Source organism: Levilactobacillus mulengensis, from assembly GCF_003946045.1.
GTDB lineage: Bacteria > Bacillota > Bacilli > Lactobacillales > Lactobacillaceae > Levilactobacillus > Levilactobacillus mulengensis.
The window spans coordinates 108,410-131,320 of the sequence record NZ_RHNW01000006.1; the positions used below are offsets into that span (position 1 = coordinate 108,410).

Genomic DNA, 22,911 nt, shown 5'->3' on the forward strand with positions numbered 1-22,911 from the left:
TCCTCCTACCAACGACGACAAGCGAGAATCGCCGCAAATCCAAGTAAAAATAATAACCACGTGATTGTGTCTCGCTTCTGCCACGTTAAAATACGATACTGCGTGCGGTGCTCGCTGTCCTGATACCCCCGCGCTTCCATCGCCGTCGAGAGGTCTTCGGCCCGGTTAAAGGCACTCATAAACAGGGGCACCATCAACGGAATCAGGGACTTGGCCTGTTTAAATAGACCACCTTCGCCAAAGTCCACCCCTCGGGCCCGCTGCGCATTCATAATCTTCTCAGCTTCATCCATCAACGTCGGCACGAACCGCAGCGCAATCGACAGCATCATGGCCAGCGTATCCACGGGCACCCGAACCCACCGCAAGGGTTTCATCAAAGAAGCCAGGCCGGTCGCAATGTCCAGGGGCTGCGTCGACAGCGTCAACAAGGTTGACATCATAATAATGAGCAAAAAACGAATGAAAATATAGCCCGCATTGATCAGGCCAAACTGGGTCACATTAATAAAGGCCCAGTGAAAGTACGTACGCCCGCCAACCGGACTGAACAATAGCTGTAAAATCACGGTAAAGACGATCAACCACAGTAACGGCCGAATCCCCCGCAGGAAAAAGCCCAAACTAATTTTAGACGCGAGAATCGACCCAATCGTCAGCGCAATCAAAATCGCATAACTCAAGGGATTGTTCGCCAGAAAAACTAAAATGATATAACAAAAGCTCAACATCAGCTTTGCCCGGGGGTCCAGTCGATGAACGACCGAATTCAATGGCAAATACCGCCCAAAGATAAATTTAGACATGGTCGGCCCCCTTTGCTGGCCACCGTGCCGCGATTTGATCAGCTAGCTGTTCAGCCGTTAGGGGTAAGGGGTCCCACGTTAAGCCGCGCTGGGCCAACCGCTGCGCAAACTGAGCCGCTCGAGGAACATCCAGCTGATTGGCGCGTAACCAATCGGGGTCCGCAAAGACCTCCTGTGGCCGGCCATACTTCACAAGCTTGCCCTCACGCATTACGGCGACCTGCTCGGCATACTGGGCGACGTCTTCCATCTGATGAGTGACCAACACAATTGTTAGCCCCTGTTCTCGGTGCAGCCGCTCAAACAACGCCATCATCGCTTGCCGCCCCTGGGGATCGAGTCCCGCGGTCGGCTCGTCTAACACCAACACCCGCGGCCGCATCGCCAAAACGCCGGCAATGGCGACCCGACGCATCTGTCCACCAGAAAGTTCAAACGGTGACCGCTCAGCGTAACTTGCGTCAAGCCCCACTGTGGTTAACATTTCGTCGGCCAACGCATTAGCATCCGCCTCACTCATGCCAAAATTTTGGGGCCCAAAGGCAATATCCTTGCGAATGTTCTCCTCAAATAACTGGCTTTCGGGGAACTGAAACACCATGCCCACGTGTTGCCGCAACGGCTTGAGGTCCGCGTTAGTCGTACTCGGCGTCACGGTAAAGTCATCCACGTGAATCTCCCCGGCAGTGGGTTTGAACAACGCATTCAGCTGCTGAATCAGCGTCGATTTGCCACTCCCAGTATGCCCAATGATGGCTAGGTAGCCGTGATCGGGCACCGAAAAGGAAACGTCTTCGATGGCGGTGTGGGCCATGGGTGTGCCAGCCTGGTACGTATAGGTTACGTGTTCGAAAGAGATTGCCACAACCATTCCTCCATTTCCGCCGTCGTTTGGTACCCCGCTGGGGGGGTGATGCCGCGCTGCTGCAAGGCCTGTTTTAAGTTTGCTGTAAACGGTAGATCAAGCCCCATCTCAATGAGACCTGCCCCCCGCGCAAAAATTGTCGCCGGCTGCGCTTCTTCAATCAGCTGCCCATCATCAATAACTAAAATGCGGTCAGCTCCGGCGGCTTCGTCAATGTCATGCGTGATAGAAATAACCGTCAGATGTTGCCGTTCTCGTAGCTGACGAACCAGCGCCAACATATCACTTCGTCCCCGGGGATCCAACATGCTGGTTGCCTCATCCAGGATCAGAATTTCTGGTGCAATAGCTACAATCCCAGCCAACGCCACCCGTTGTTTTTGCCCACCGGACAGTGAACTGGGTTCACGCTGAGCAAAGTCAGCCATGCCAACTTCAGCCAGTGCCGCCTTAACACGGGGCAACATTGTAGTCCGTGGCACTTGGCGATTCTCCAGTCCAAAGGCAACATCATCCTCAACGGTCGCACCGACGAACTGATTGTCAGGATTTTGAAAAATCATGCCAATCTTACTCCGAACGTCCCAAACGGTTTCCGGCGTTAGCTTAACGCCATCCACAGTGACGGTACCTTCAGTGAACGGCAATAAACCGTCTAGGGACTTCGCTAAGGTCGATTTGCCGCTACCGTTGTGCCCGACAATGGCTAACCACTCACCAGCGTGTACGTCGAAACTAACGTCCTTTAACGCCGGCCGTTGTTCTTCGCCATATTTATATGAAAGATGCTTCACTTCAATGATATTTGCCATCCGCGTTATTAATTCTCCTAGTGAAAAAGTCACCGCTAATTATATCAAAGTTTTGGACAATACCGAAGTGTTCCGCCAGTTTTGTTACCAGATTGTGAAAGCCTCCGTCATCACGCGCCCAAAAATCCTGAGAACGCAAAAAATCGGCACAAAAAAAATCACTAACAAACCAGCGGCGCTGAGGCATATGCCCCCATTCAAGCTAGACTCGGAAAGAATTCCCCATCATCATAGCGCTCTATACCACATAGTTCTAGTGATTAATTTGTAACCGATTCACCACGTTTAAGGACGTGATCACTCCTTGAACTGTCTAACTAAAATTAGTCAACAAATTCCAAGATGGCCATAGCAGCGCCATCACCGCGACGAGGCATCGTCTTTAAGATACGCGTGTAACCACCGTTACGATCAGCGTACTTAGGTGCCAATTCGCTAAATACCTTTTGTAAAGCACTAGTGACAACGACATCGTCGCCATCTTCTTTAACATCTGCAACAACGTTACGGATGAAAGCAGCGGCTTGACGACGAGCGTGTAAGTCGCCTTGCTTACCCAAGGTAATCATTTGGTCAGCCGTCTTGCGAACTTCCTTAGCGCGTGCTTCGGTCGTTTCAATGCGGCCGTTCAAGATTAAACTAGTGGTCAAATCGCGTAATAAGGCACGACGTTGAGAACTAGTCCGTTGTAATTTACGGTAACTCATAACCAGAAACCCTCCTTTGAGTGTCTAAAATTAGTCTTCCTTCCGAAGTGACAAACCTAAGTCAGCTAACTTAGCCTTAACTTCTTCAAGGGACTTGCGACCCAAGTTACGAACCTTCATCATGTCTGCTTCAGTCTTGTTGTTCAATTCTTGGACCGTGTTGATACCAGCACGCTTCAAGCAGTTGTAAGAACGAACGGACAAGTCGAGCTCTTCGATGGTCATCTCAAGCATCTTTTCCTTGTGAGTTTCTTCCTTTTCAACCATGATTTCCGCATTCTTAGCTTCGTCAGTCAGGTCGACAAACATAGCCAAATGTTCGGTCAAGATCTTTGCAGCCAGAGCAATGGCTTCGCTTGGATTAATTGAACCATTCGTCCAAACATCCAGGGTCAATTTATCGTAGTCAGCCCGTTGGCCAACCCGTGCATTCTCTACTTGGTAGTTAACCCGTTCGATTGGGGTGTAAATGGAATCCACAGCTAAGACACCAATTGGCATATCAGTGTTACGAGTTTTGTTCTCGTCAGCAGAGACATATCCCCGGCCCTTATCTGCAGTCATTCGCATGTGGAACGTTGCCCCATCTGCAACTGTAGCAATGTACAGATCTGGGTTCAAAACGTCAACGTCGGCACCAGCAACAATATCACCAGCAGTGATTTGAGCAGGTCCCTTAACGTTGATCTCCATCGTTTCTTCCTGATCGTCGGCACCGTTCAACTTCAGCGCAATCTTCTTAACGTTCAAGATGATTTGCGTGACGTCTTCTACGACTCCTTCGACAGTCGAAAACTCATGCAGAACCCCGTCGATTTGAATGCTGGTAACAGCTGCACCAGGTAATGATGAAAGCAGAATCCGACGTAAGGAATTGCCAAGCGTTGTCCCGTAACCACGTTCCAACGGTTCAACAACAAACTTACCGTAGTTGCTACTTTCGTCAATTTTATGAATGTTAGGCTTTTCAAATTCAATCATTCTTATCGTTTACCCCTTTCAAACCGCGTTGAGCTCCTATAAGTCAATCCCATCATGAAGGTTGCCCTCATTAATGAAACGCTCACGTTAAACCCGACGGCGCTTTGGAGGACGAGTACCATTATGAGGCACTGGCGTAACGTCACGAATAGCCGTAACTTCGATACCAGCAGCTTGGATTGCCCGGATAGCAGCTTCACGTCCTGAACCAGGACCCTTGACAGCAACTTCAACGGACTTAACACCGTGTTCTTGTGATGCTTTAGCAGCGGCTTCAGCGGCCATTTGTGCAGCAAATGGCGTTGACTTCCGACTACCCTTGAACCCTAAGGCACCAGCTGATGACCAAGCAATAGCGTTCCCTTGAACGTCAGTGATCATAACTAATGTGTTGTTAAACGTAGCATGGATGTGTGCAACACCGGATTCAATATTCTTCTTGACCCGACGCTTGCGACTAGTTTTTCTAGTAGCCATAAAGTGATAACCCTCCTTTACTTCTTCTTACCTGCAACGGAAACGGCTTTACCCTTCCGAGTGCGGGCATTGTTTTTGGTGTGTTGGCCGCGAACAGGCAAACCGCGACGGTGACGCATTCCACGATAAGAACCGATTTCTTGCAAGTTCTTGATGTTCAGGCTAACTTCACGACGTAAGTCACCTTCGACCTTGTACTTGTCAACTTCGGCACGAATCTTGTCTTCTTGATCAGGTGTCATATCGCGAACCCGAACGTCTTCTGATACTCCAGCATCCGCAACAATCTTGTGCGCGGTGTTGATACCAATACCAAAAATGTAAGTTAAACCGTAAGCGATTTTCTTATCACGTGGTAAATCCACTCCAGCAATACGTGGCATTTAAGTGCACCTCCTATAAATTGAAATTACTTACCCTGGCGTTGTTTATGCTTAGGGTTGGCTGAGCAAATAACCATTACTCGACCCTTACGCTTGATAACCTTGCAGTGTTCGCACATTGGCTTAACTGATGGTCTTACTTTCATGAATATCCCTCCTACATCTGTCCAGGCGGTTACTTAAACCGATAAGTAATCCGGCCTTTAGACAAGTCATACGGTGACATTTCAACAGTTACTCGGTCACCAGGCAGAATCCGGATGTAGTGCATCCGAATCTTACCGGAAACGTGAGCGAGAATCTCATGACCGTTTTCTAATTCGACCCGGAACATTGCGTTAGGCAATGTTTCGGTAACTTTACCTTCGACTTCGATGACATCGCTTTTCGCCACGAAAGTACCTCCCTTTTAATTGCGTGTAAAGTACACGTAAAAGCGGTAGAGACAACAACTTGCCCCCACCTAGCACCTGTGAATTGCGACAGCGCGCCATTTACAGGCTAAACCTGAATAAGCTTACCATAATTCTCACGAAGACGCAAGAAGTATGACACTTCCTACAGGTTCTTCAGGATCTTTTCGATGTCGACGTACACGTCATCGATGTCACGGTCACCATCAACAGTGAACAATAAGTCCTTCTTGGTGTAGTACTCGATCAGCGGTGTATTTGCTTTCAAATTCACTGCCAAACGATTCTTCACCGTTTCAGGCTTATCGTCTTCCCGTTGATAGAAGTCATGACTACCACAGACATCACAAGTGCCTTCAACTTTAGGCTGTTTGTACAGCTTATGGTAGGTTGCCCCACAGTTGCGGCAGATATAACGACCAGAAAGGCGTTCAACCAAGACATCTGGCTCAACGTGAATATTGATCACGGCGTTGATGGTCCGATCCAGTTCAGGGCCAAACGTGTTTAACGCTTCGGCTTGAACAATGGAACGGGGGAACCCATCCAACATGAACCCGTCTTTGGTATCATCCTGAGCTAACCGGTCACGAACAATGCCGTTCGTCACTTCGTCCGGTACCAGTTCACCTTTATCGATGAACTTCTTAGCAGCCAAGCCCATTTCAGTTTCGTTCTTCATCGCTTCACGGAAGATGTCTCCCGTAGAAATATGCGGTAAGTGGAACTCCTTGATAATCTTTTCGGCTTGAGTACCTTTACCGGCACCTGGTAAACCCATGAGGATCAAATTCATTGCTGTCATGTTCGTTCTCCTTATTCGAAAATTTGCCCGAAAAACACAAGCAGGTGTGCTAAATAGATCAACACACCCGCTGGAAACTCATTAAGCTGGTTCTGGATCTTGGATAAAGCCAACGTATTCGCGCTTCATCATTAATCCGTCAACTTGCCGCATGGTTTCGATAGCAACACCAACGACGATTAAGAGGCTGGTACCACCTAAACCAATTGACTCATCTAAGTCCCAAAGGTTTTGGGCTAATAACGGAATCAAGGAAATGAATCCAAGGAAGAGTGCCCCAACAGTGCTGAGACGCATCAATAAGTTGGAAACATATGATTGTGTTTCGTGACCAGGCCAAACACCAGGAATGTAGCTCCCCTGCTTTTGCAGGTTCTCAGCTAACTTTTCTGGGTTAACTTGCACGAACGCATAGAAGAACGTGAACACAATGATCAGAACAGTGTACAAAATGGCACCATCGAACGTTTGCATGTTGAAGACATCCGTTAAGGTTTGGTACCAAGCATCTTGAGAGTGGGTGTTTTGGAACGCCATCAGAATAGTCTGTGGCGTGGCAATAAACGAACTCGCGAAGATGACGGGGATAACCCCGGCAACGTTAACCTTTAATGGAAGGTAGCTACTATCTGGCGAACCAGATACGCGACGTGTATATTGCATAGGGACACGCCGTTCGGCTTGCTGAACCCAGGTGGTAAAGGTCACAATGACCAGAACCAAGACGATTAAAGCTAAGACGAAGATAACACTCTTCCACAAGGTTCCCTTATCGGCGTCGACAAAGTAAGTTTGGTAAAGCTTGTAAACAGAAGTTGGGGTCCGAGCAATGATACCCGCAAAGATAATCATTGAAATCCCGTTCCCTAACCCACGATCTGTAATCATATCACCCATCCAAGTGGTTAACATCGTCCCACCAGTCAGAATTAACCCGATTGATAAGTACGTTGCAACGCTTGGATTTTGAACTAATTTCAGTGAACTTAAGGCACTGAAACCAGCCGTGATACCGATGGATTGAACGAATGCTAATGCAATCGCTAAGTATCGTGTGGCTTGATTCAATTTCCGTCGACCAGTATCCCCTTGCTTGCTCCATTCAACGAAACGCGGAACGATGTCCATTTGTAGCAATTGAATAACGATTTGTGCAGTGATGTATGGTGAAACCCCCATCGCAAAGATGGAATAGTTTGTTAACCCACCACCACTGAAGGTATCTAAAATACTAACCAATCCAGAAGACGCAACGCTTTGAAGTGCCTTTGCGTTAATGCCGGGGACGGTAATATAAGTACCCAACCGAAAGACAATCAAAACCAATAGAGTAAAGAGAATTTTTTTACGAATGTCTTTAATCTTAAAGGCGTTTTTCAAGCTTGATAGCATTAAATCACCTCAGTTTTACCACCAGCAGCCTTGATAGCTTGGGCGGCTGACTTGGAGAACTTAGCGGCTTTCACCGTCAACTTCTTCGTTAACTCACCGTTACCCAAGATCTTAACACCGGACTTTTCGTTTTTAACGATACCGGCTTCAACCAGGGTAGCTGGAGTCACTTCAGCACCATCATCAAAGACGTTCAAAGCAGCTAAGTTTACGACAGCAAATTCCTTACGGTTAATGTTGGTAAACCCACGCTTTGGGATCCGACGGTACAATGGCATTTGGCCACCTTCAAAACCCAAACGAGTCTTGCTACGAGCCTTTTGACCCTTTTGGCCACGACCAGAGGTCTTACCATTACCAGATGAATCACCACGGCCAACCCGGTTACGAACCTTCCGTGAGCCTTCAGCAGGTTTTAATTCATTCAACTTCATGCTATTGCGCACCTCCTTATTTAATGATATGAAAACTATTTAACTTCTTCAACCTTAATTAAATGTGCAACTTGGAAAAGCGCACCGCGGGTAGCTTCATTGTCCGGTTGTAAAACCGTGCTGTTAACACGGTGTAAACCTAAAGCTTCCACAATCTTCCGCTGTTTAGGGAGGCGGTGAGCAACACTATGAATTAAAGTAACTTTTAATTGAGCCATTTTAATACCCCTCCTTATTCAGCTAAGTGTTGAAGAGAGACACCACGGAGAGCGGCAACTTCTTCAGCACGCTTCAACTGAGCCAAACCATCAAAGGTGGCCCGGACAGCGTTGACTGGCGTGTTAGAACCTAAACGCTTAGAAGTAACGTCAGCGACACCAGCTAATTCCATGACGGAACGAACTGAGCCACCAGCAGTAACCCCGGAACCTTCAGCGGCAGGCTTGAGCATAATCTTGCCCCCACCGTATGAACCGAGAACTTCGTGAGGAATGGTCGTTCCCACGATAGGTACTTCGATCAGGTTCTTACGAGCGGCTTCAACGGCTTTACGGATAGCTTCTGGAACTTCTTGAGCTTTACCAGTACCAAAGCCAACGTGACCGTTCTTATCGCCGACGATGACAAGAGCAGAGAACCGGAGACGACGGCCACCCTTTACAACCTTAGTGATACGGTTGATAGCAACGACGTTGTCTTCAAGCTCTAACTTGTCAGGATCAATAAATTTTGCCATGTGTGGTTATTCCTCCTTACTGTTAAAATTTCAGCCCGTTTTCGCGAGCAGCTTCTGCCAATGCTTGAACACGGCCATGGTACAAGTACCCACCACGATCAAACACAACATTGCTAATTTTCTTTTCGACAGCGCGCTTAGCAACTAAAACACCAACAGCCTTAGCTTGGTCGGTCTTGTTGTCGCCATTCACATCACTATCTAACGTCGAGGCACTAACAAGCGTGACACCCGCTACGTCATCAATGACTTGAGCGTAGATGTTTTTGTTAGAGCGGAAAACGTTTAAGCGTGGGCGTTCTGCAGTTCCAGAAATTTTGTTCCGGACACGCATATGACGCTTTTGACGTGTCTTATTCTTATCTGGTTTCGTAATCAAAATAGTCACCTCTTTGTAGAATTATCAGCATTAAGCTGCGTTAATGTTACTTACCAGTCTTACCTTCACGGATACGAACATATTCGTTTTCGTAACGGATACCTTTACCCTTGTAAGGTTCTGGTGAACGAACGGCACGGATTTCAGCAGCGAAGTCACCGACTTCTTGCTTACTAATACCGGAAATGTTGATAGTGGTGTTATCCGGAACCTTAATTTCCAAGGTTTCTGGGATAGCCATTTCAACTGGGTTGGAATAACCAACGCTCAATACCAAGGTCTTACCCTTAGCTTGAACACGGTAACCAACACCGACCAGCTTCAAGGTCTTAGCAAAGCCATTGACAACACCTTCAACCATGTTGTTCAAGTTAGCCCGCTGAGTCCCATGAAGGGCCCGCGTCTTGTTGTTGTTATCTGGACGATCAAAGTCAACTGCACCGTCGCTGATCTTCATCGTAATGAAGTCAGAGAAAGTCCGAGTTAAGGAACCCTTAGGACCCTTAACCGTTACTTGATCACCATCGCGTTTAACTTCAACGCCGGCTGGGACGTTGACAGTTTTATAACCAATACGACTCACTGTAAGGCACCTCCTATCTTCTTAAAAGTTTTACCAAACGTAGGCGAGAACTTCGCCACCGATTTTCTTGGCGCGCGCTTCTTTATCAGTAATTACACCTTCAGAGGTGGAGATAATAGCGATACCCAAACCGTTTAATACCTTTGGTACAGCGTCGGCCTTAACGTATGAACGTAAGCCGGGCTTTGAAATACGCTTTAAACCACTGATGACACGTTGGTTATCCTTACCGTACTTGAGGAATACGCGGATGATGCCTTGCTTGTCATCATCGATGTATTCAACGTTGCGGATGAAACCTTCGCGCTTCAGGATTTCAGCGATGTCGCGTTTAATTGTTGATGCAGGTACTTCGAGTGATTCGTGGCGAACCATGTTCGCGTTACGAATCCGCGTCAAGAAGTCTGCAATAGGATCAGTCATGGACATTAACGTTTACCCTCCCTTTGTTTAAAATTCCGTTTTACCAACTAGCCTTCTTCATGCCAGGAATTTGACCCTTGTGGGCTAATTCCCGCATGCAGATACGGCAAAGATGGAACTTTTGATAAACAGAGTGTGGACGTCCACAACGTTCGCAACGAGTATAATTCTGAGTAGAGAACTTCGCAGGACGCTTGTTCTTAGCAATTTGAGATTTCTTAGCCAATTTGTGTGAACCTCCTTTTATTAGTGTGCAAACGGCATACCGAATTGAGTCAGTAATTCACGTGACTCTTCATCAGTGTTAGCCGTCGTAACGATAACGATGTCCAAACCACGAACACGGTTAACGTTATCAAAGTTAATTTCTGGGAAAATCAATTGTTCCTTAACACCCAGAGTGTAGTTCCCACGACCATCAAAGGCCCGGGTACTTACACCACGGAAGTCACGAACACGTGGCAATGACACGTTGATTAACTTGTCCAGGAATTCGTACATCCGGTCACCACGGAGGGTAACCTTAGCACCGATTGACATACCTTCACGAAGACGGAAAGTGGCGATTGACTTCTTGGCCTTAGTAACCAATGGCTTTTGACCAGAAATCAAACCCAACTCTTCAACGGCTTCGTCCAGGTTCTTAGCGTTGGAAACAGCATCACCAACACCCATGTTCAAAACGATCTTTTCGATCTTCGGCGTTTGCATTACAGAACTGTAACTGAACTTTTCCACCAATGATGGGGTAATTTCATTTACGAATTTTTCTTTTAAACGAGCTGACATGAAATTATGTTCCTCCTTTCAAAGATTATTTGTCGATGGTTTCGCCGGACTTCTTAGCGAAACGGACTTTGTGACCATCTTCTACTCGAACGCCAAGCCGGGTTGGTTCGTTGTTCGAAGGATCGATGAGCATAACGTTGGATGCGTGAATTGGCGCTTCGATATCAATGATCCCGCCTTGGGGGTTTGATTGAGTAGCTTTTTGGTGCTTCTTAATCATGTTGATACCTTTAACGATCACGCGGTTCTTAGCATTCAGGACCTTAGATACAGTTCCTTCTTTGCCTTTATCTTTGCCAGCGATCACGCGGACCTTGTCACCAGTTTTAATAAGCATTCCTGTGGGCACCTCCTTGTTAAACGTTTCTTAATTACAGTACTTCGGGTGCTAATGAGATAATCTTCATGAAATCGTTGTCACGTAATTCACGTGCAACTGGTCCGAAGATCCGAGTCCCTTGTGGGCTCTTATCGTCTTTGATCAGCACTGCAGCATTTTCATCAAAGCTGATGTATGAACCGTCGTTACGACGTACACGAGACTTCGTACGTACGACAACGGCTTTCACAACGTCACCTTTTTTGACAACGCCACCTGGTGTTGCTTGTTTGATAGTAGCGACAATGACATCACCGATTCCAGCGTAGCGACGCTTGGAGCCACCCAGAACCTTAATGGTCAAAATTTCGCGGGCGCCAGAGTTATCAGCTACCTTTAAGCGACTTTCTTGTTGGATCACTGTAAGTGTCCTCCCTTCAGTTCTAATTCAGAATACGATAAAACGACACCTAAATGATTACTGCTTTTTCAACAATGTCGACTAAGCGGAACCGCTTGGTAGCAGACAGAGGACGAGTTTCCATGATTTCAACAATATCGCCTGTGTGGGCTTCGTTGTTTTCGTCATGTGCCTTGTACTTCTTGGAGTACTTGACACGCTTGCCATATCGTGCATCAGTCTTCGTCGTTTCTACAACGACAGTGATCGTCTTTTCCATTTTGTCGGAAACGACACGACCACGGTAAACCTTGCGGTTATTACGTGCATCACTCATGTATTAGTGACCTCCTTCTTATCGTATTCTACTTGTTCAGTTCTTGTTGGCGAAGAGCGGTCTTAATCCGCGCAATGTTCTTCCGAACTTGCTTCAACCGTGCAGTGTTTTCCAATTGACCAGTAGCTAATTGGAAACGCAGGTTAAATAATTCGTCCTTGTAGCTCTTTTCTTTATCGAGCATTTCAGCAGTGGTTAATTCGTTGATTTCTTTAATTTTCATTTGATTCGCCACCTACTTCCTCTCGTGCTAAAACTTTCGTACGAACGGGAAGTTTCATGGCAGCCAGGCGTAATGCTTCGCGGGCAGTTTCTTCAGAAACGCCACCCACTTCAAACATAATCTTACCGCGCTTAACTGGGGCTACCCAGCCATCAGGCGTACCTTTACCATTACCCATCCGAACCCCAACACCTTTAGCAGTGTAGGATTTGTGAGGGAAAATTTTAATCCAAACTTTCCCACCACGCTTCATGTAACGTGTAATTGCCACACGGGCAGCTTCGATTTGACGGTTGGTGATCCACTTGGAATCCAACGCTTGCAAACCGTAATCGCCGAAGGCAACGCTCTTACCACCCTTGGCTTCGCCGCGAAGCTTACCACGGTGGACACGACGGAACTTTACTCGCTTAGGTACCAGCATGTTTATTTCCCTCCTTGTCCGTTAGATTGTTTCTTTTCGGGAAGAATTTCACCACGGTAGATCCAGGTTTTAACACCTAAAGAACCATAAGTAGTGTGCGCTTCAACCCAAGCGTAATCAATGTCAGCACGCAACGTGTGCAGAGGAACCGTACCTTCAGCATAGCTTTCGACACGGGACATGTCAGCACCGTTTAAACGACCAGCAACTTGCGTCTTAACACCCTTGGCGCCAGAACGCATAGTCCGTTGCATCGTTCCACGCATAGCGCGACGGAATGCAACACGGCCTTCCAATTGACGAGCAATGTTTTCGCCGACCAACTTGGCATCCAAGTCTGGCTTTTTGATTTCCACGATGTTGATGTGGACACGCTTGCCAGTCAAGTCGTTCAATTCCTTACGGAGATTTTCGACTTCGGAACCACCCTTACCAATAACCATCCCTGGCTTAGCAGTGTGGATTGAGATGTTGACGCGGTTTGCAGCCCGTTCAATCTCAACAGTTGATACAGATGCGTCAACGAGACGCTTTTCGATAAATTTACGGATTTGAAGGTCTTCCTTCAGGTAAGCAGCGAAATCCTTTTCAGCATACCACTTTGCTTCCCAGTCGCGAATGATACCGACCCGTAATCCAGTTGGATTTACTTTTTGACCCACGCGTTATCCCTCCTCTTTTTCAGATACAACAACCGTAATGTGACTCGTACGTTTGTTGATTGGTGAAGCAGAGCCTTTGGCACGAGGACGGAACCGCTTGAGGGTTGGTCCTTCGTTCACATAGGCTTCGCTAACGATTAGATCTTGACGATCTAAATCAAAATTGTTTTCTGCGTTAGCAATAGCAGAGTTTAAAACTTTTTCCACAACCGGTGAAGCACCACGGGGTGTGAACTTTAAAATTGCAATTGCTTCAGCGACGCTCTTGCCGCGGATAAGATCGATGACAAGGCGAATTTTGCGAGCTGCAATACGAACTGTTTTAGCAGTTGCTTGCGCTGATGTAACTTGTTCAGCCATTTGTTAAATCCTCCTTATCAACGAGTTTTCTTGTCGTCGCCACCATGACCACGGAATGTCCGGGTTGGTACGAATTCGCCAAGCTTGTGGCCTACCATATCTTCTTGAACGTAAACTGGTACGTGCTTCCGTCCATCATATACAGCAATAGTTAAACCAACAAAGCTAGGGAAAATAGTAGACCGACGGGACCAGGTCTTGATGACAGCCTTTTTGTCTTGATCCTTTTGCGCATCAACCTTTTTCAGTAAGTGCGCATCGGCGAAAGGTCCTTTTTTCAAACTACGACCCATTATGAAACCTCCTCTACTTGTGGCGCATCGGTTAAGCCGATGACAACCAGGTCTCTGTACATCCGAAGTATCGGATGTTGATTACATCTTAGAACCTTTACGGTGACGAACAATGAACTTCTCAGTCTTGTTCTTCTTAGAACGTGTCTTCTTACCAACAGTCTTCTTACCCCATGGAGAAAGAGGAGATGGTAAACCAACAGGTGCTTTACCTTCACCACCACCATGTGGGTGATCGTTAGGGTTCATAACAGAACCACGAACGTGAGGACGTTGACCAGCCCAACGGTTACGGCCAGCTTTACCAACGTTAACTAATTCATGTTCTTCGTTACCTACGGCACCGATAGTTGCACGGTTAACGTTTAAGATCATCCGAACTTCACCGGAAGATAAACGAACTAACACGTACTTTTCGTCGTTAGCTTTACCTAACAATTGAGCTGAAGTACCAGCAGAACGGACCAATTGGCCACCCTTACCAGGCTTCAATTCGATGTTGTGAATGACAGTCCCAAAAGGAATGTTCTTCAATGGTAAAGTGTTACCGACCTTGATATCAGCTTCTGGACCAGATTGAACTTGTGCGCCAACCTTTAAGCCCTTAGGTGCAATGATGTATGACTTAACACCATCAGCGTAAACTAATAATGCAATGTTAGCAGTCCGGTTAGGATCATATTCGATAGCCTTAACCGTTGCTGGAACATCATCCTTAATCCGCTTGAAATCGATGATCCGGTATTGACGCTTGTTACCACCGCCACGATGACGGACAGTCATCTTACCAGCGTTGTTACGGCCAGCAGAGTGACTTTGTGAATCAAGCAATGACTTTTCAGGAGTCGTCTTAGTGATGACGTCTTTGTAAACCAAGCTCGTCATGTTACGACGACCATTGCTTGTTGGTTTGTATTTCTTAATCGCCACGTTATTTCCCTCCTATATCTGAGATTTTATTCTTCGTTGAATAACTTGATTTCTTTTGAGTCGGCAGATAAGCTGACAATGGCCTTACGACGCTTCTTAGTGTAGCCTTCGTAACGTCCTTGACGCTTCTTCTTACCCTTCAAATTCATGATGTTAACTTTAACAACCTTGACGTCAAAGATGTCTTCTACGGCATGCTTGACTTGAGTCTTGGTTGCTCGTACGTCAACGTCAAAGGTGTAACGCTTGTCGTCCATAGTTGCCATCGTAGCTTCGGTAACAACTGGGCGTAAGATAATGTCACGTGATTCCATTATGCGAGCACCTCCTCTACTTGAGAAAGAGCTGGTTGGGTAATCACTAACTTGTCCGCATCAGCGATATCAAGGACATTCAAGCTCTTGGCTGGAATAACCTTAACGTTTGCTAAGTTACGGGCTGCTAAAGCAGCAGTTACGTTGTCGTCTTCAAGGACAACTAACGTCTTAGTAGTGACATTCAAACCAGCCAACACTGCAGCGAATTCTTTCGTCTTAGGTGCATCGAATGCTAAGCCATCAAGAACGACTAAGCTTTCATCAAGAACCTTTTGAGAAAGAACTGACTTCAATGCTAAACGGCCAACCTTCTTAGGAAGGCGGTAACTGTATGAACGAGGGGTTGGTCCAAAGACCACACCACCACCGACCCATTGTGGGGAACGGATGGAACCTTGACGGGCACGACCAGTACCCTTTTGACGCCATGGCTTCTTACCACCACCACGAACGGCACTCCGGTTTTTAACGGCGTGGGTTCCTTGGCGCATGGAAGCTCGTTGCATCAAAATTGTGTCGAATACGACGTTGTCGTTAGGTTCGATGCCGAAGATATCAGCGTTCAAATCAACGTTGCCGTTTTGGCTACCATCTTGTTTGTATAATGCTACGCTTGTCATTTAATTATCCTCCCTTCCTATTTAATTTTCAGAATGCTTTGGACGTGGTGGGCGAACAGCACTCTTAACAGTAACGAGTGACTTGTTAGCACCAGGCACATTGCCCTTGATCAACAGAACGTTGTTATCAACGTCAGCTTTAACAATCACAAGGTTTTGGATAGTAACTTGTTTGTTACCCATCCGACCTGGAAGCTTCATACCAGGGAATACCCGGTTAATGATGGCACCCAGAGAACCTGGACGACGGTGGTAACGAGAACCATGGGCCATAGGGCCACGGCTTTGACCGTCTTTATGAATGTTACCTTGGTATCCATGACCTTTAGTGATACCAGTGACATCAACGATGTCTCCTGCTTGGAAGGTATCAACTTTAACTTCGTCTGCTACCTTGTAATCTCCCAGCTCAACATCTCTGAATTCACGAATGAAGCGCTTAGGAGTCGTGTTTGCTTTTGCTACATGACCTTGTTCGGGCTTGTTGCTGAGTACTTCACGCTTGTCTTGGTAACCAAGTTGAATGGCTTCGTAACCGTCGTTTTCCATTGTCTTAACTTGTAACACAACGTTTGGCGTTGCTTCGACAACAGTAACGGGGATTAATTCGCCAGCATCAGTGAAGACTTGCGTCATCCCGACCTTTTTCCCTAAGATTCCTTTAGTGGTCATGAGTACACCTCCGATTATATTGTATTAATTTACTTGCTTTGAAAATTATAACTTGATTTCGATATCAACACCGCTAGGCAGGTCAAGCTTCATTAATGAGTCGACCGTCTTTGGCGTTGGGTTAACGATATCAATCAGACGCTTGTGCGTCCGCATTTCGAATTGTTCACGTGAGTCCTTAAACTTATGTGGTGAACGTAATACGGTGTAGATCGTCCGTTCAGTTGGTAAAGGAATTGGACCTGAGATGCCGGCACCAGTTCTCTTTGCTGTTTCAACAATCTTGTCCGCTGATTGGTCAAGGATGCGATGTTCGTATGCCTTCAACCGAATCCGAATTTTTTGTTTTGCCATTGTGTTCCCTCCTTCGTCTATTTTAAAAATAAGACTAACTCCGTGGAAATTCCCGCCACGCCCTCATGGCAAAGCGGCCGGGCGTGTCGCAATCTCCCACATCATCGCTTAAGCTTTTGAACCGAACCCCCGGGGCATAAAAATGCTCGGGGAAATACAGCACTTGACTATCATACTAAATAAAACGCCGACTGACAAGGGTTTTAACAGAATTTCTCAAATCTTTTTGTAAAAAACATTGACAGCTTGATCCAAATCAATTTCAAAGTTAGGGGTCAGTTCGGTTGATTTGGAGTCAAACGCGGTTTCTTCTATTAAATAGGTGTCTTGCTAGTTCCCACCCAATTGCGCAGGTAAGAACGTCAGCAATTGGCTGTGCCCAGATAACACCATGGTATCCAGCGATGTGCGCGCCAATGACAATGGCCAGGTAGAACACGACTCCCTGCCGCGCAATCGACATGATAAAGGCCCCACTCGCCTTTCCCGTGCTTTGGAACACCGTCGTATATACCAGGACTGCCCCAACAAACGGCGTCGTTAGCAAGAACGCGCGCAACATATACGTCCCCGCAGTAATCACCGCAGTATTATGAAGGAACAGACCAATAATTTGTGGTGCGAAGACCATTAAGATGATGGCCAGTACTAGGGCATAGACAACCTCGACCATGAGATCAAAGTGTAAGATTTTTTTGAACCGTTCCATGTTCTTAGCACCGAACGTATAACCAATCAATGGCTGCGCCCCAAAGGCAAAACCGACCATCACCAACATCACGATCATATACACCTTAAGTACAATCCCCATCGCGGCCACGCGTGTTGGTCCGTAGTCCACCAGGTACCGATTTAAAACGGTCGTCCCAAATGCCTGCATGAGGTTCGTGATTGATCCTGGGATGCCGATAAACAGGACCTGACGTATCAGTACGCCATTAATCCGACTCTGCTTCACATCAATCGAGATGACCTGGCAATAACGTTTCGTCAGAACAACCAAGACAATCGCAGAGACTGTGTAACCGATGACCGTTGCTAATGCCGCACCGGCAGCCCCCATTCCCAGCGGAAAAATCAGAAGTGGATCCAATATAATGGTAATAACTGTACCGATCATTGTTCCAACCATAGACTGTGTCGCGAAACCTTCCGTTCGAATCAGATTGCCTGGAACGATGGAGACAATAATGGGCATCGCACCAATCGCCATGATGCTATAAAACTGTTTGGCGTACGCGTACGTTGCCGGAGTCGCCCCCAACAATCGTAAAATGGGTCGCATAAAAATCAACAAGAGCACTGTCGTCACCAAACCAATGACCACCGCACCATAGAGGCAAAAACTGCTAACCCGACTGCTCGTTGCATAAGCCTTCTCACCCAGCAGTCGTGAGATTAATGAACTCCCACCTAGGCCAAAGATGTCACCCAAGGCGATTAACAAGGAAAATAATGGCGTACACAGCGCGACACCTGCCACTAAGTTGGTGTTCTGGGTTTGCGAAACGAAGAACGTGTCGGCCAAATTGTAAATCATGCTGGCAACCATCGCAAGAACGACCGGTAACGCCAGCTTAAAATACGCCCGGGGAATCGGAGCGCGTTCGAATAACTCTTCCATAACTCACTCTCCAATACTTGAGGTCCGCGTGACGCTTACACACACAGATTATTATAACGCAAGACACCACGCTCTGTGACGACGAGTTCCCATGAGTTTTTTCCATTTTTCCCATAAAAAAAAAACGCCCAACCCGGAGGTCAGACGTTTCTTGATAGAGAGTGAGGACAGACTAGTCTTCGACTGGAGTGCCGCCATTCTTCTTGATAATGTCAGCTTGAACACTCTTAGGCGTTGGTTCGTAGTGGTCAAACGTCATGGTAAAGGTACCACGACCTTGAGATGCAGAACGTAACGTCGTCGCGTAACCAAACATTTCAGATAACGGAACGAATGAATGAATCATTTGTGCGTTACCACGTGCTTCCATACCATCAACCTTACCACGACGAGCGGTAACTTGGCCCATGATATCACCCATGTATTCTTCAGGAACCAAGATATCAACCTTCATGATTGGTTCAAGAATAACAGGGCCGGCAGTTTGGACAGCCTTCCGTAAAGCCAATGATGCAGCAACCTTGAAGGCTGCTTCACTAGAATCGACTTCATGGTAACTACCATCGTATAACTTGGCCTTAACGTCAACCAATGGGTAACCGGCTAAGACACCGTTTGCCATGGCTTCTTTCAGACCTTGGTCAACTGAAGGGATAAATTCACGAGGAACAACCCCACCAACGATAGCGTCTTCGAATTCGTAACCCTTACCACGTTCGTTAGGGGTGAATTCGATCCAAACGTCACCATATTGACCTTTACCACCAGATTGGCGAACAAACTTACCTTGGACCTTAGTTGACTTCGTGAAAGCTTCACGGTAGGCAACTTGTGGGGCACCAATGTTAGCTTCAACCTTGAATTCACGCTTCATCCGATCGATGATGATATCCAAAGCAAGTTCACCCATCCCGGCAAGCAAAGTTTCACCAGTTTCAGGGTTCGTTTCAGCCTTTAAAGTTGGGTCTTCTTCAGAAAGCTTTTGAAGAGCAACGTTCATTTTGGCTTGGTCAGCCTTCGTCTTTGGTTCAATGGCAACCTGAATAACTGGTTCTGGGAAGTCCATTGATTCCAAATGAAGTGGGTGATCTGGGTCAGTCAAAGAGTCACCAGTAGTGGTGTTCTTCAAACCGATGGCCCCAGCGATATCACCGGAGAAGACTTCTGGAATTTCTTGACGGTGATTTGAATGCATTTGCAGCAAACGACCAACACGTTCACGCTTGTCCTTCGTCGCGTTTAAGACGTAAGAACCAGCTTCCAGAGTACCGGAGTAAACCCGGATGTAAGTCAAACGACCAACGAATGGGTCAGTGGCAACCTTAAATGCTAAGGCAGCGAATGGCGCATCATCATCGGCACGTAATTCAACGGCTTCTTCAGTATCAGGAACAGTGGCGTTGTAAGGCTTAACATCCAATGGGGATGGTAAGTAGTCCACAACGGCATCCATCAACATCTGAACACCTTTATCCTTGAAGGCAGAACCGGCGAAGACTGGGAATAATTCCAGCTTCAACGTTGCCCGACGGATAGCGGCTTTCAGTTCAGCCTTGGTGATTTCTTCACCTTCAAGGTACTTTTCCATGATTTCATCGTCAACATCAGCGACGCTTTCGATCATAGCTTCATGACGCTTTTGGGCTTCTTCCTTCATGTCGTCTGGAATATCAACGGTATCCCAGTCGGCACCTAAGGTATCCTTGTCGTAAACGTAGGCTTTCATTTCAATCAAGTCTACGACACCGGCAAAGTCATCTTCAGCACCAATAGCCATTTGTAAGGCTAAGGCGTTCGCTTGTAAGCGTTCGTGGATAGAGTTAACTGAGAAGTCGAAGTCGGCACCCAGCTTATCCATCTTGTTAACGAACACGATACGAGGAACATCGAAATCTGAGGCTTGACGCCAAACAGTTTCGGTTTGAGGTTCAACACCGGCTTGACCGTCTAAGACGGCTACGGCACCATCAAGCACACGCAGGGAACGTTCAACTTCAACAGTGAAGTCCACGTGTCCTGGGGTGTCAATGATGTTAATCCGGTGACCCTTCCATTCCGCAGTGGTAGCGGCAGAAGTGATCGTAATACCCCGTTCTTGTTCTTGTTCCATCCAGTCCATTTGTGAAGCCCCATCATGGGTTTCACCAATCTTATGGATTTTACCAGTATAATACAGGATACGCTCAGTAGTCGTCGTCTTCCCGGCATCAATATGAGCCATGATACCGATGTTACGAGTCTTCTCAAGCGGAAATTCACGAGTATTAGCCATGATTAATGTGTAACTCCTCTCAAAATTGATCGTAGATTGTGCCAAAAAGTGACTACTAACATCGCAATTGATTTTAGTAGCCACCTCTGGATTAAAGGATTACTCCCTTAAGTTAGCAGCAAGTAGTCCTCAGGACACGTTGCTTTTAACATTTTATCACACTACAAGCAAAGCAGTGCGATAGCTGCTCTTACCAGCGGTAGTGAGCGAAGGCACGGTTGGCATCAGCCATCCGGTGGGTGTCTTCACGCTTCTTAACGGCAGCACCGGTGTTGTTAGCAGCGTCCATGATTTCACGAGCAAGTCGTTCAACCATCGTGTGTTCGCCGCGTAAACGAGAGTACTGAACCATCCAACGAAGACCTAACGTCGTCCGACGGTCTGGCCGAACTTCGATAGGAACTTGGTAGTTTGACCCACCAACACGCCGAGCCTTAACTTCCAAGACTGGCATAACGTTCTTCATTGCTTCTTCGAAGACTTCCACTGGATCGTTGCCAGTTTCGTTCTTAATGATGTCGAAGGCACCATAAATGATTTTAGTTGAAGTTCCACGTTTCCCATCCATCATCGTATGGTTGATCAGACGAGTGACCAACTTTGAATTGTAAATTGGATCAGGAAGGACTTCACGCTTTTGTACGTTTCCTTTTCTAGGCATTGATAATATCCTCCTTGAAATGCTGTTACAGGTTAGTCGACGGCAACCGTGCGCCTAACCCTTCTTATATCTAGTAGTCTCGGTCTAGTCCTTAGGCTTCTTGGTACCGTACTTAGAACGACCTTGACGACGGTCAGTAACACCGGCAGTATCGAGGGCACCACGGATAATGTGGTAACGAACCCCAGGTAAATCCTTAACCCGGCCGCCCCGGATAAGCACAACACTATGTTCTTGAAGGTTGTGACCAATACCAGGAATGTAAGCAGTCACTTCAATTAAGTTTGACAACCGCACACGTGCATATTTACGTAAAGCAGAGTTAGGCTTCTTTGGTGTCATGGTACCGACACGAGTAGCAACCCCACGCTTTTGTGGAGCTGGATTCTTAACTTGAGCTTTTTTGAAACTGTTATACCCGTAGTTTAAAGCTGGGGCATCTGATTTAGAACTTTTAGATTTACGACCTTTACGCACCAATTGGTTGATAGTAGGCATCTAAATAGTCCTCCTTTCCGTATTCTTTCTAGAGTTTTAAGTCCACACATCCAGGTGGTTCATTTTCCTGCAAAGAAAAAAGACGACCCATGTGGAGATTTAATTGAAGTGTCCTCCCCGCCGTCAGTCAGCATGTCCGGTAATGAATACCCGAGACCTGTCTGCGAAAAGCACCTTGAATAGAATACCATGCCAGAAAACGCCTGTCAACCAACCATGGCCGAATTTTGCAGAAACATTTCGGCTTTTTTTACGGAGTTAACCTATAGAGGTGAAACTTTCATGACACTTATTCTATTCATTTACGGTACTTGTATTGGCTCCTGGCTAACGGCCATGGCAGACCGGTACGCCACAAACACGTCCCCTTTCTATCCAGCTTCGCACTGTGATACCTGTCAAACGCCCCTAGCTCACTGGCAACTGGTTCCCGTGTGCAGTTACCTGCTACTTCGTGGACGGTGTCATTACTGTCACGCGTCAATCCCCGCAACGACGTTCATCATGGAAGTCACCGTCGGCCTCCTGTTAACGACGTTGCACCCAACGACAAGCACTCGGCTAATCTGGTTAGGACTATGGGGCTTCGCTGCACTCTGTGATGCACGCACCCAAACTTTTCCCGGCTGGATCAGTTACGCAACCTTGCCCCTCGTTCTCTGGGGGCACCCCCCACTCGTCGTGCTATTGACCTTAACCGCTGCACTATGCATCCGTGTCCTGTGGCCACACTGGCGCCAACCTTTACTTGGCGACGGCGATTTTGAAATGATGCTCAGCTACCTTCTACTCTGGGGAATGACCGCGACTGCCCGCTGGATCTTATTAGCCAGCACGTTGGCCCTTCTGCAACGAAATGCGCCACGTCGCATCGCTTTTCTCCCCTATTTAGTCATCAGTGCGGTTTGCTGGTGGCTATTGGCAGACGCCTGATGGCTCGAACACAACGTAAAAATCAGA

The 22,911-nt window shown here is 47.0% G+C and carries 37 protein-coding genes; 1 reads left to right on the forward strand and 36 read right to left on the reverse strand.

Going from position 1 to position 22,911, the window contains the following annotated elements:
- Positions 1 to 5: 5 nt before the first annotated feature.
- The 36 genes from EKM84_RS07375 to rpsL form a co-directional block, all read right to left on the reverse strand.
- The gene (locus tag EKM84_RS07375; RefSeq protein WP_125765141.1) at positions 6 to 806 is read right to left on the reverse strand and encodes an energy-coupling factor transporter transmembrane component T family protein; all 801 of its coding nucleotides are present in this window, start codon (positions 804 to 806) and stop codon (positions 6 to 8) included.
- The gene (locus EKM84_RS07380) at positions 799 to 1,671 is read right to left on the reverse strand and encodes an energy-coupling factor ABC transporter ATP-binding protein (protein WP_125765142.1); all 873 of its coding nucleotides are present in this window, start codon (positions 1,669 to 1,671) and stop codon (positions 799 to 801) included. Before EKM84_RS07380 ends, EKM84_RS07375 begins: the two co-directional genes overlap by 8 nt.
- A complete protein-coding gene (locus EKM84_RS07385; RefSeq protein WP_125765143.1) occupies positions 1,647 to 2,483 on the reverse strand; it encodes an energy-coupling factor ABC transporter ATP-binding protein in 837 nt (278 codons plus the stop codon). Before EKM84_RS07385 ends, EKM84_RS07380 begins: the two co-directional genes overlap by 25 nt.
- A 323-nt stretch (positions 2,484 to 2,806) precedes the next feature.
- Positions 2,807 to 3,190, reverse strand: coding sequence for a 50S ribosomal protein L17 (gene rplQ, locus EKM84_RS07390; protein ID WP_020090123.1), 384 nt, complete (start codon positions 3,188 to 3,190; stop codon positions 2,807 to 2,809).
- A gap of 30 nt (positions 3,191 to 3,220) precedes the next feature.
- The gene (locus EKM84_RS07395; RefSeq protein WP_125765144.1) at positions 3,221 to 4,171 is read right to left on the reverse strand and encodes a DNA-directed RNA polymerase subunit alpha; all 951 of its coding nucleotides are present in this window, start codon (positions 4,169 to 4,171) and stop codon (positions 3,221 to 3,223) included.
- A gap of 87 nt (positions 4,172 to 4,258) precedes the next feature.
- Positions 4,259 to 4,648 (reverse strand): 30S ribosomal protein S11, encoded by a 390-nt coding sequence (gene rpsK / locus EKM84_RS07400; RefSeq protein ID WP_125574870.1) that lies wholly within the window; start codon positions 4,646 to 4,648, stop codon positions 4,259 to 4,261.
- A gap of 17 nt (positions 4,649 to 4,665) precedes the next feature.
- Positions 4,666 to 5,031 carry a 30S ribosomal protein S13 gene (gene rpsM, locus EKM84_RS07405; protein WP_125765145.1) on the reverse strand — a complete coding sequence of 122 codons (366 nt, stop codon included), beginning with the start codon at positions 5,029 to 5,031 and terminating at the stop codon, positions 4,666 to 4,668.
- 26 nt (positions 5,032 to 5,057) lie between these two features.
- Positions 5,058 to 5,177 carry a 50S ribosomal protein L36 gene (rpmJ, locus tag EKM84_RS07410; protein WP_011668476.1) on the reverse strand — a complete coding sequence of 40 codons (120 nt, stop codon included), beginning with the start codon at positions 5,175 to 5,177 and terminating at the stop codon, positions 5,058 to 5,060.
- Positions 5,178 to 5,206: 29 nt separating this feature from the next.
- Positions 5,207 to 5,425 (reverse strand): translation initiation factor IF-1, encoded by a 219-nt coding sequence (gene infA / locus EKM84_RS07415; protein WP_011668477.1) that lies wholly within the window; start codon positions 5,423 to 5,425, stop codon positions 5,207 to 5,209.
- Positions 5,426 to 5,589: 164 nt separating this feature from the next.
- Entirely contained in the window at positions 5,590 to 6,240 is a 651-nt protein-coding gene (locus EKM84_RS07420) for an adenylate kinase (protein WP_308439862.1), read from the reverse strand.
- Between the two features lie 90 nt (positions 6,241 to 6,330).
- Positions 6,331 to 7,641, reverse strand: coding sequence for a preprotein translocase subunit SecY (secY, locus tag EKM84_RS07425; protein WP_125765147.1), 1,311 nt, complete (start codon positions 7,639 to 7,641; stop codon positions 6,331 to 6,333).
- Complete coding sequence (rplO, locus tag EKM84_RS07430; RefSeq protein WP_125765148.1) at positions 7,641 to 8,075, reverse strand: 50S ribosomal protein L15; 435 nt, start codon at positions 8,073 to 8,075, stop codon at positions 7,641 to 7,643. The genes secY and rplO overlap by 1 nt, the downstream gene beginning before the upstream one ends.
- Before the next feature lie 35 nt (positions 8,076 to 8,110).
- Complete coding sequence (rpmD, locus tag EKM84_RS07435) at positions 8,111 to 8,293, reverse strand: 50S ribosomal protein L30 (RefSeq protein WP_125765149.1); 183 nt, start codon at positions 8,291 to 8,293, stop codon at positions 8,111 to 8,113.
- Positions 8,294 to 8,307: 14 nt separating this feature from the next.
- Positions 8,308 to 8,811 carry a 30S ribosomal protein S5 gene (gene rpsE, locus EKM84_RS07440; protein ID WP_125765150.1) on the reverse strand — a complete coding sequence of 168 codons (504 nt, stop codon included), beginning with the start codon at positions 8,809 to 8,811 and terminating at the stop codon, positions 8,308 to 8,310.
- A 22-nt stretch (positions 8,812 to 8,833) separates the two neighbouring features.
- Entirely contained in the window at positions 8,834 to 9,199 is a 366-nt protein-coding gene (rplR, locus tag EKM84_RS07445; protein ID WP_275404329.1) for a 50S ribosomal protein L18, read from the reverse strand.
- A gap of 37 nt (positions 9,200 to 9,236) precedes the next feature.
- Positions 9,237 to 9,773 carry a 50S ribosomal protein L6 gene (rplF, locus tag EKM84_RS07450; protein WP_125765151.1) on the reverse strand — a complete coding sequence of 179 codons (537 nt, stop codon included), beginning with the start codon at positions 9,771 to 9,773 and terminating at the stop codon, positions 9,237 to 9,239.
- Positions 9,774 to 9,803: 30 nt separating this feature from the next.
- Positions 9,804 to 10,202, reverse strand: coding sequence for a 30S ribosomal protein S8 (rpsH, locus tag EKM84_RS07455; protein WP_048735521.1), 399 nt, complete (start codon positions 10,200 to 10,202; stop codon positions 9,804 to 9,806).
- 34 nt (positions 10,203 to 10,236) lie between these two features.
- Positions 10,237 to 10,422, reverse strand: coding sequence for a type Z 30S ribosomal protein S14 (locus EKM84_RS07460; protein WP_082153261.1), 186 nt, complete (start codon positions 10,420 to 10,422; stop codon positions 10,237 to 10,239).
- A gap of 20 nt (positions 10,423 to 10,442) precedes the next feature.
- Positions 10,443 to 10,985: a 50S ribosomal protein L5 gene (gene rplE, locus EKM84_RS07465; protein WP_125765152.1), complete on the reverse strand. Its 543-nt coding sequence runs from the start codon at positions 10,983 to 10,985 to the stop codon at positions 10,443 to 10,445.
- Positions 10,986 to 11,010: 25 nt separating this feature from the next.
- On the reverse strand, positions 11,011 to 11,322 hold the full coding sequence (gene rplX / locus EKM84_RS07470; protein ID WP_125582384.1) for a 50S ribosomal protein L24: 312 nt from the start codon (positions 11,320 to 11,322) through the stop codon (positions 11,011 to 11,013).
- Positions 11,323 to 11,356: 34 nt separating this feature from the next.
- Complete coding sequence (gene rplN, locus EKM84_RS07475) at positions 11,357 to 11,725, reverse strand: 50S ribosomal protein L14 (protein WP_048735513.1); 369 nt, start codon at positions 11,723 to 11,725, stop codon at positions 11,357 to 11,359.
- A gap of 49 nt (positions 11,726 to 11,774) precedes the next feature.
- Entirely contained in the window at positions 11,775 to 12,041 is a 267-nt protein-coding gene (rpsQ, locus tag EKM84_RS07480) for a 30S ribosomal protein S17 (protein ID WP_048735510.1), read from the reverse strand.
- A 28-nt stretch (positions 12,042 to 12,069) separates the two neighbouring features.
- Entirely contained in the window at positions 12,070 to 12,264 is a 195-nt protein-coding gene (gene rpmC / locus EKM84_RS07485; RefSeq protein ID WP_125582382.1) for a 50S ribosomal protein L29, read from the reverse strand.
- Entirely contained in the window at positions 12,254 to 12,688 is a 435-nt protein-coding gene (gene rplP, locus EKM84_RS07490; RefSeq protein ID WP_125765153.1) for a 50S ribosomal protein L16, read from the reverse strand. The genes rpmC and rplP overlap by 11 nt, the downstream gene beginning before the upstream one ends.
- Positions 12,689 to 12,690: 2 nt before the next feature.
- Positions 12,691 to 13,350, reverse strand: a complete 660-nt coding sequence (gene rpsC, locus EKM84_RS07495) for a 30S ribosomal protein S3 (protein ID WP_125582378.1) — start codon at positions 13,348 to 13,350, stop codon at positions 12,691 to 12,693.
- Between the two features lie 3 nt (positions 13,351 to 13,353).
- Positions 13,354 to 13,710, reverse strand: a complete 357-nt coding sequence (rplV, locus tag EKM84_RS07500) for a 50S ribosomal protein L22 (protein WP_125765154.1) — start codon at positions 13,708 to 13,710, stop codon at positions 13,354 to 13,356.
- Between the two features lie 17 nt (positions 13,711 to 13,727).
- Complete coding sequence (gene rpsS, locus EKM84_RS07505) at positions 13,728 to 14,003, reverse strand: 30S ribosomal protein S19 (RefSeq protein ID WP_048735499.1); 276 nt, start codon at positions 14,001 to 14,003, stop codon at positions 13,728 to 13,730.
- A gap of 81 nt (positions 14,004 to 14,084) precedes the next feature.
- Entirely contained in the window at positions 14,085 to 14,933 is an 849-nt protein-coding gene (gene rplB / locus EKM84_RS07510) for a 50S ribosomal protein L2 (RefSeq protein WP_125765155.1), read from the reverse strand.
- A 26-nt stretch (positions 14,934 to 14,959) separates the two neighbouring features.
- Entirely contained in the window at positions 14,960 to 15,247 is a 288-nt protein-coding gene (gene rplW, locus EKM84_RS07515) for a 50S ribosomal protein L23 (RefSeq protein ID WP_125574885.1), read from the reverse strand.
- Positions 15,247 to 15,870: a 50S ribosomal protein L4 gene (gene rplD, locus EKM84_RS07520; RefSeq protein WP_125765156.1), complete on the reverse strand. Its 624-nt coding sequence runs from the start codon at positions 15,868 to 15,870 to the stop codon at positions 15,247 to 15,249. The genes rplW and rplD overlap by 1 nt, the downstream gene beginning before the upstream one ends.
- Positions 15,871 to 15,891: 21 nt before the next feature.
- Positions 15,892 to 16,542 carry a 50S ribosomal protein L3 gene (rplC, locus tag EKM84_RS07525; RefSeq protein ID WP_125765157.1) on the reverse strand — a complete coding sequence of 217 codons (651 nt, stop codon included), beginning with the start codon at positions 16,540 to 16,542 and terminating at the stop codon, positions 15,892 to 15,894.
- Positions 16,543 to 16,587: 45 nt separating this feature from the next.
- Entirely contained in the window at positions 16,588 to 16,896 is a 309-nt protein-coding gene (gene rpsJ / locus EKM84_RS07530) for a 30S ribosomal protein S10 (protein WP_011668500.1), read from the reverse strand.
- A gap of 295 nt (positions 16,897 to 17,191) precedes the next feature.
- Entirely contained in the window at positions 17,192 to 18,520 is a 1,329-nt protein-coding gene (locus tag EKM84_RS07535; protein ID WP_125765158.1) for an MATE family efflux transporter, read from the reverse strand.
- A 172-nt stretch (positions 18,521 to 18,692) separates the two neighbouring features.
- Positions 18,693 to 20,792, reverse strand: coding sequence for an elongation factor G (fusA, locus tag EKM84_RS07540; protein ID WP_125765159.1), 2,100 nt, complete (start codon positions 20,790 to 20,792; stop codon positions 18,693 to 18,695).
- A 190-nt stretch (positions 20,793 to 20,982) separates the two neighbouring features.
- Positions 20,983 to 21,453 (reverse strand): 30S ribosomal protein S7, encoded by a 471-nt coding sequence (gene rpsG / locus EKM84_RS07545; protein ID WP_020090150.1) that lies wholly within the window; start codon positions 21,451 to 21,453, stop codon positions 20,983 to 20,985.
- Between the two features lie 84 nt (positions 21,454 to 21,537).
- Positions 21,538 to 21,951 (reverse strand): 30S ribosomal protein S12, encoded by a 414-nt coding sequence (rpsL, locus tag EKM84_RS07550; protein WP_125765160.1) that lies wholly within the window; start codon positions 21,949 to 21,951, stop codon positions 21,538 to 21,540.
- 282 nt (positions 21,952 to 22,233) lie between these two features.
- Between rpsL and EKM84_RS07555 the strand changes: the two genes are divergently transcribed.
- On the forward strand, positions 22,234 to 22,884 hold the full coding sequence (locus EKM84_RS07555; protein ID WP_125765161.1) for a prepilin peptidase: 651 nt from the start codon (positions 22,234 to 22,236) through the stop codon (positions 22,882 to 22,884).
- Positions 22,885 to 22,911: the final 27 nt, after the last annotated feature.

Coding starts and splice junctions, on each gene's coding strand:
- EKM84_RS07375 (WP_125765141.1), bottom strand. CDS start 806: ATGTCTAAATTTATCTTTGGGCGGTATTTGCCATTGAATTCGGTCGTT.
- EKM84_RS07385 (WP_125765143.1), bottom strand. CDS start 2,483: ATGGCAAATATCATTGAAGTGAAGCATCTTTCATATAAATATGGCGAA.
- rplQ (WP_020090123.1), bottom strand. CDS start 3,190: ATGAGTTACCGTAAATTACAACGGACTAGTTCTCAACGTCGTGCCTTA.
- EKM84_RS07395 (WP_125765144.1), bottom strand. CDS start 4,171: ATGATTGAATTTGAAAAGCCTAACATTCATAAAATTGACGAAAGTAGC.
- rpsK (WP_125574870.1), bottom strand. CDS start 4,648: ATGGCTACTAGAAAAACTAGTCGCAAGCGTCGGGTCAAGAAGAATATT.
- rpsM (WP_125765145.1), bottom strand. CDS start 5,031: ATGCCACGTATTGCTGGAGTGGATTTACCACGTGATAAGAAAATCGCT.
- rpmJ (WP_011668476.1), bottom strand. CDS start 5,177: ATGAAAGTAAGACCATCAGTTAAGCCAATGTGCGAACACTGCAAGGTT.
- EKM84_RS07420 (WP_308439862.1), bottom strand. CDS start 6,240: ATGAATTTGATCCTCATGGGTTTACCAGGTGCCGGTAAAGGTACTCAA.
- secY (WP_125765147.1), bottom strand. CDS start 7,641: ATGCTATCAAGCTTGAAAAACGCCTTTAAGATTAAAGACATTCGTAAA.
- rplO (WP_125765148.1), bottom strand. CDS start 8,075: ATGAAGTTGAATGAATTAAAACCTGCTGAAGGCTCACGGAAGGTTCGT.
- rpmD (WP_125765149.1), bottom strand. CDS start 8,293: ATGGCTCAATTAAAAGTTACTTTAATTCATAGTGTTGCTCACCGCCTC.
- rpsE (WP_125765150.1), bottom strand. CDS start 8,811: ATGGCAAAATTTATTGATCCTGACAAGTTAGAGCTTGAAGACAACGTC.
- rpsH (WP_048735521.1), bottom strand. CDS start 10,202: ATGTCCATGACTGATCCTATTGCAGACTTCTTGACGCGGATTCGTAAC.
- rplE (WP_125765152.1), bottom strand. CDS start 10,985: ATGTCAGCTCGTTTAAAAGAAAAATTCGTAAATGAAATTACCCCATCA.
- rplX (WP_125582384.1), bottom strand. CDS start 11,322: ATGCTTATTAAAACTGGTGACAAGGTCCGCGTGATCGCTGGCAAAGAT.
- rpsQ (WP_048735510.1), bottom strand. CDS start 12,041: ATGAGTGATGCACGTAATAACCGCAAGGTTTACCGTGGTCGTGTCGTT.
- rpmC (WP_125582382.1), bottom strand. CDS start 12,264: ATGAAAATTAAAGAAATCAACGAATTAACCACTGCTGAAATGCTCGAT.
- rplP (WP_125765153.1), bottom strand. CDS start 12,688: ATGCTGGTACCTAAGCGAGTAAAGTTCCGTCGTGTCCACCGTGGTAAG.
- rplV (WP_125765154.1), bottom strand. CDS start 13,710: ATGGCTGAACAAGTTACATCAGCGCAAGCAACTGCTAAAACAGTTCGT.
- rpsS (WP_048735499.1), bottom strand. CDS start 14,003: ATGGGTCGTAGTTTGAAAAAAGGACCTTTCGCCGATGCGCACTTACTG.
- rplW (WP_125574885.1), bottom strand. CDS start 15,247: ATGGAATCACGTGACATTATCTTACGCCCAGTTGTTACCGAAGCTACG.
- rplD (WP_125765156.1), bottom strand. CDS start 15,870: ATGACAAGCGTAGCATTATACAAACAAGATGGTAGCCAAAACGGCAAC.
- rplC (WP_125765157.1), bottom strand. CDS start 16,542: ATGACCACTAAAGGAATCTTAGGGAAAAAGGTCGGGATGACGCAAGTC.
- rpsJ (WP_011668500.1), bottom strand. CDS start 16,896: ATGGCAAAACAAAAAATTCGGATTCGGTTGAAGGCATACGAACATCGC.
- EKM84_RS07535 (WP_125765158.1), bottom strand. CDS start 18,520: ATGGAAGAGTTATTCGAACGCGCTCCGATTCCCCGGGCGTATTTTAAG.
- fusA (WP_125765159.1), bottom strand. CDS start 20,792: ATGGCTAATACTCGTGAATTTCCGCTTGAGAAGACTCGTAACATCGGT.
- rpsG (WP_020090150.1), bottom strand. CDS start 21,453: ATGCCTAGAAAAGGAAACGTACAAAAGCGTGAAGTCCTTCCTGATCCA.
- rpsL (WP_125765160.1), bottom strand. CDS start 21,951: ATGCCTACTATCAACCAATTGGTGCGTAAAGGTCGTAAATCTAAAAGT.
- EKM84_RS07555 (WP_125765161.1), top strand. CDS start 22,234: ATGACACTTATTCTATTCATTTACGGTACTTGTATTGGCTCCTGGCTA.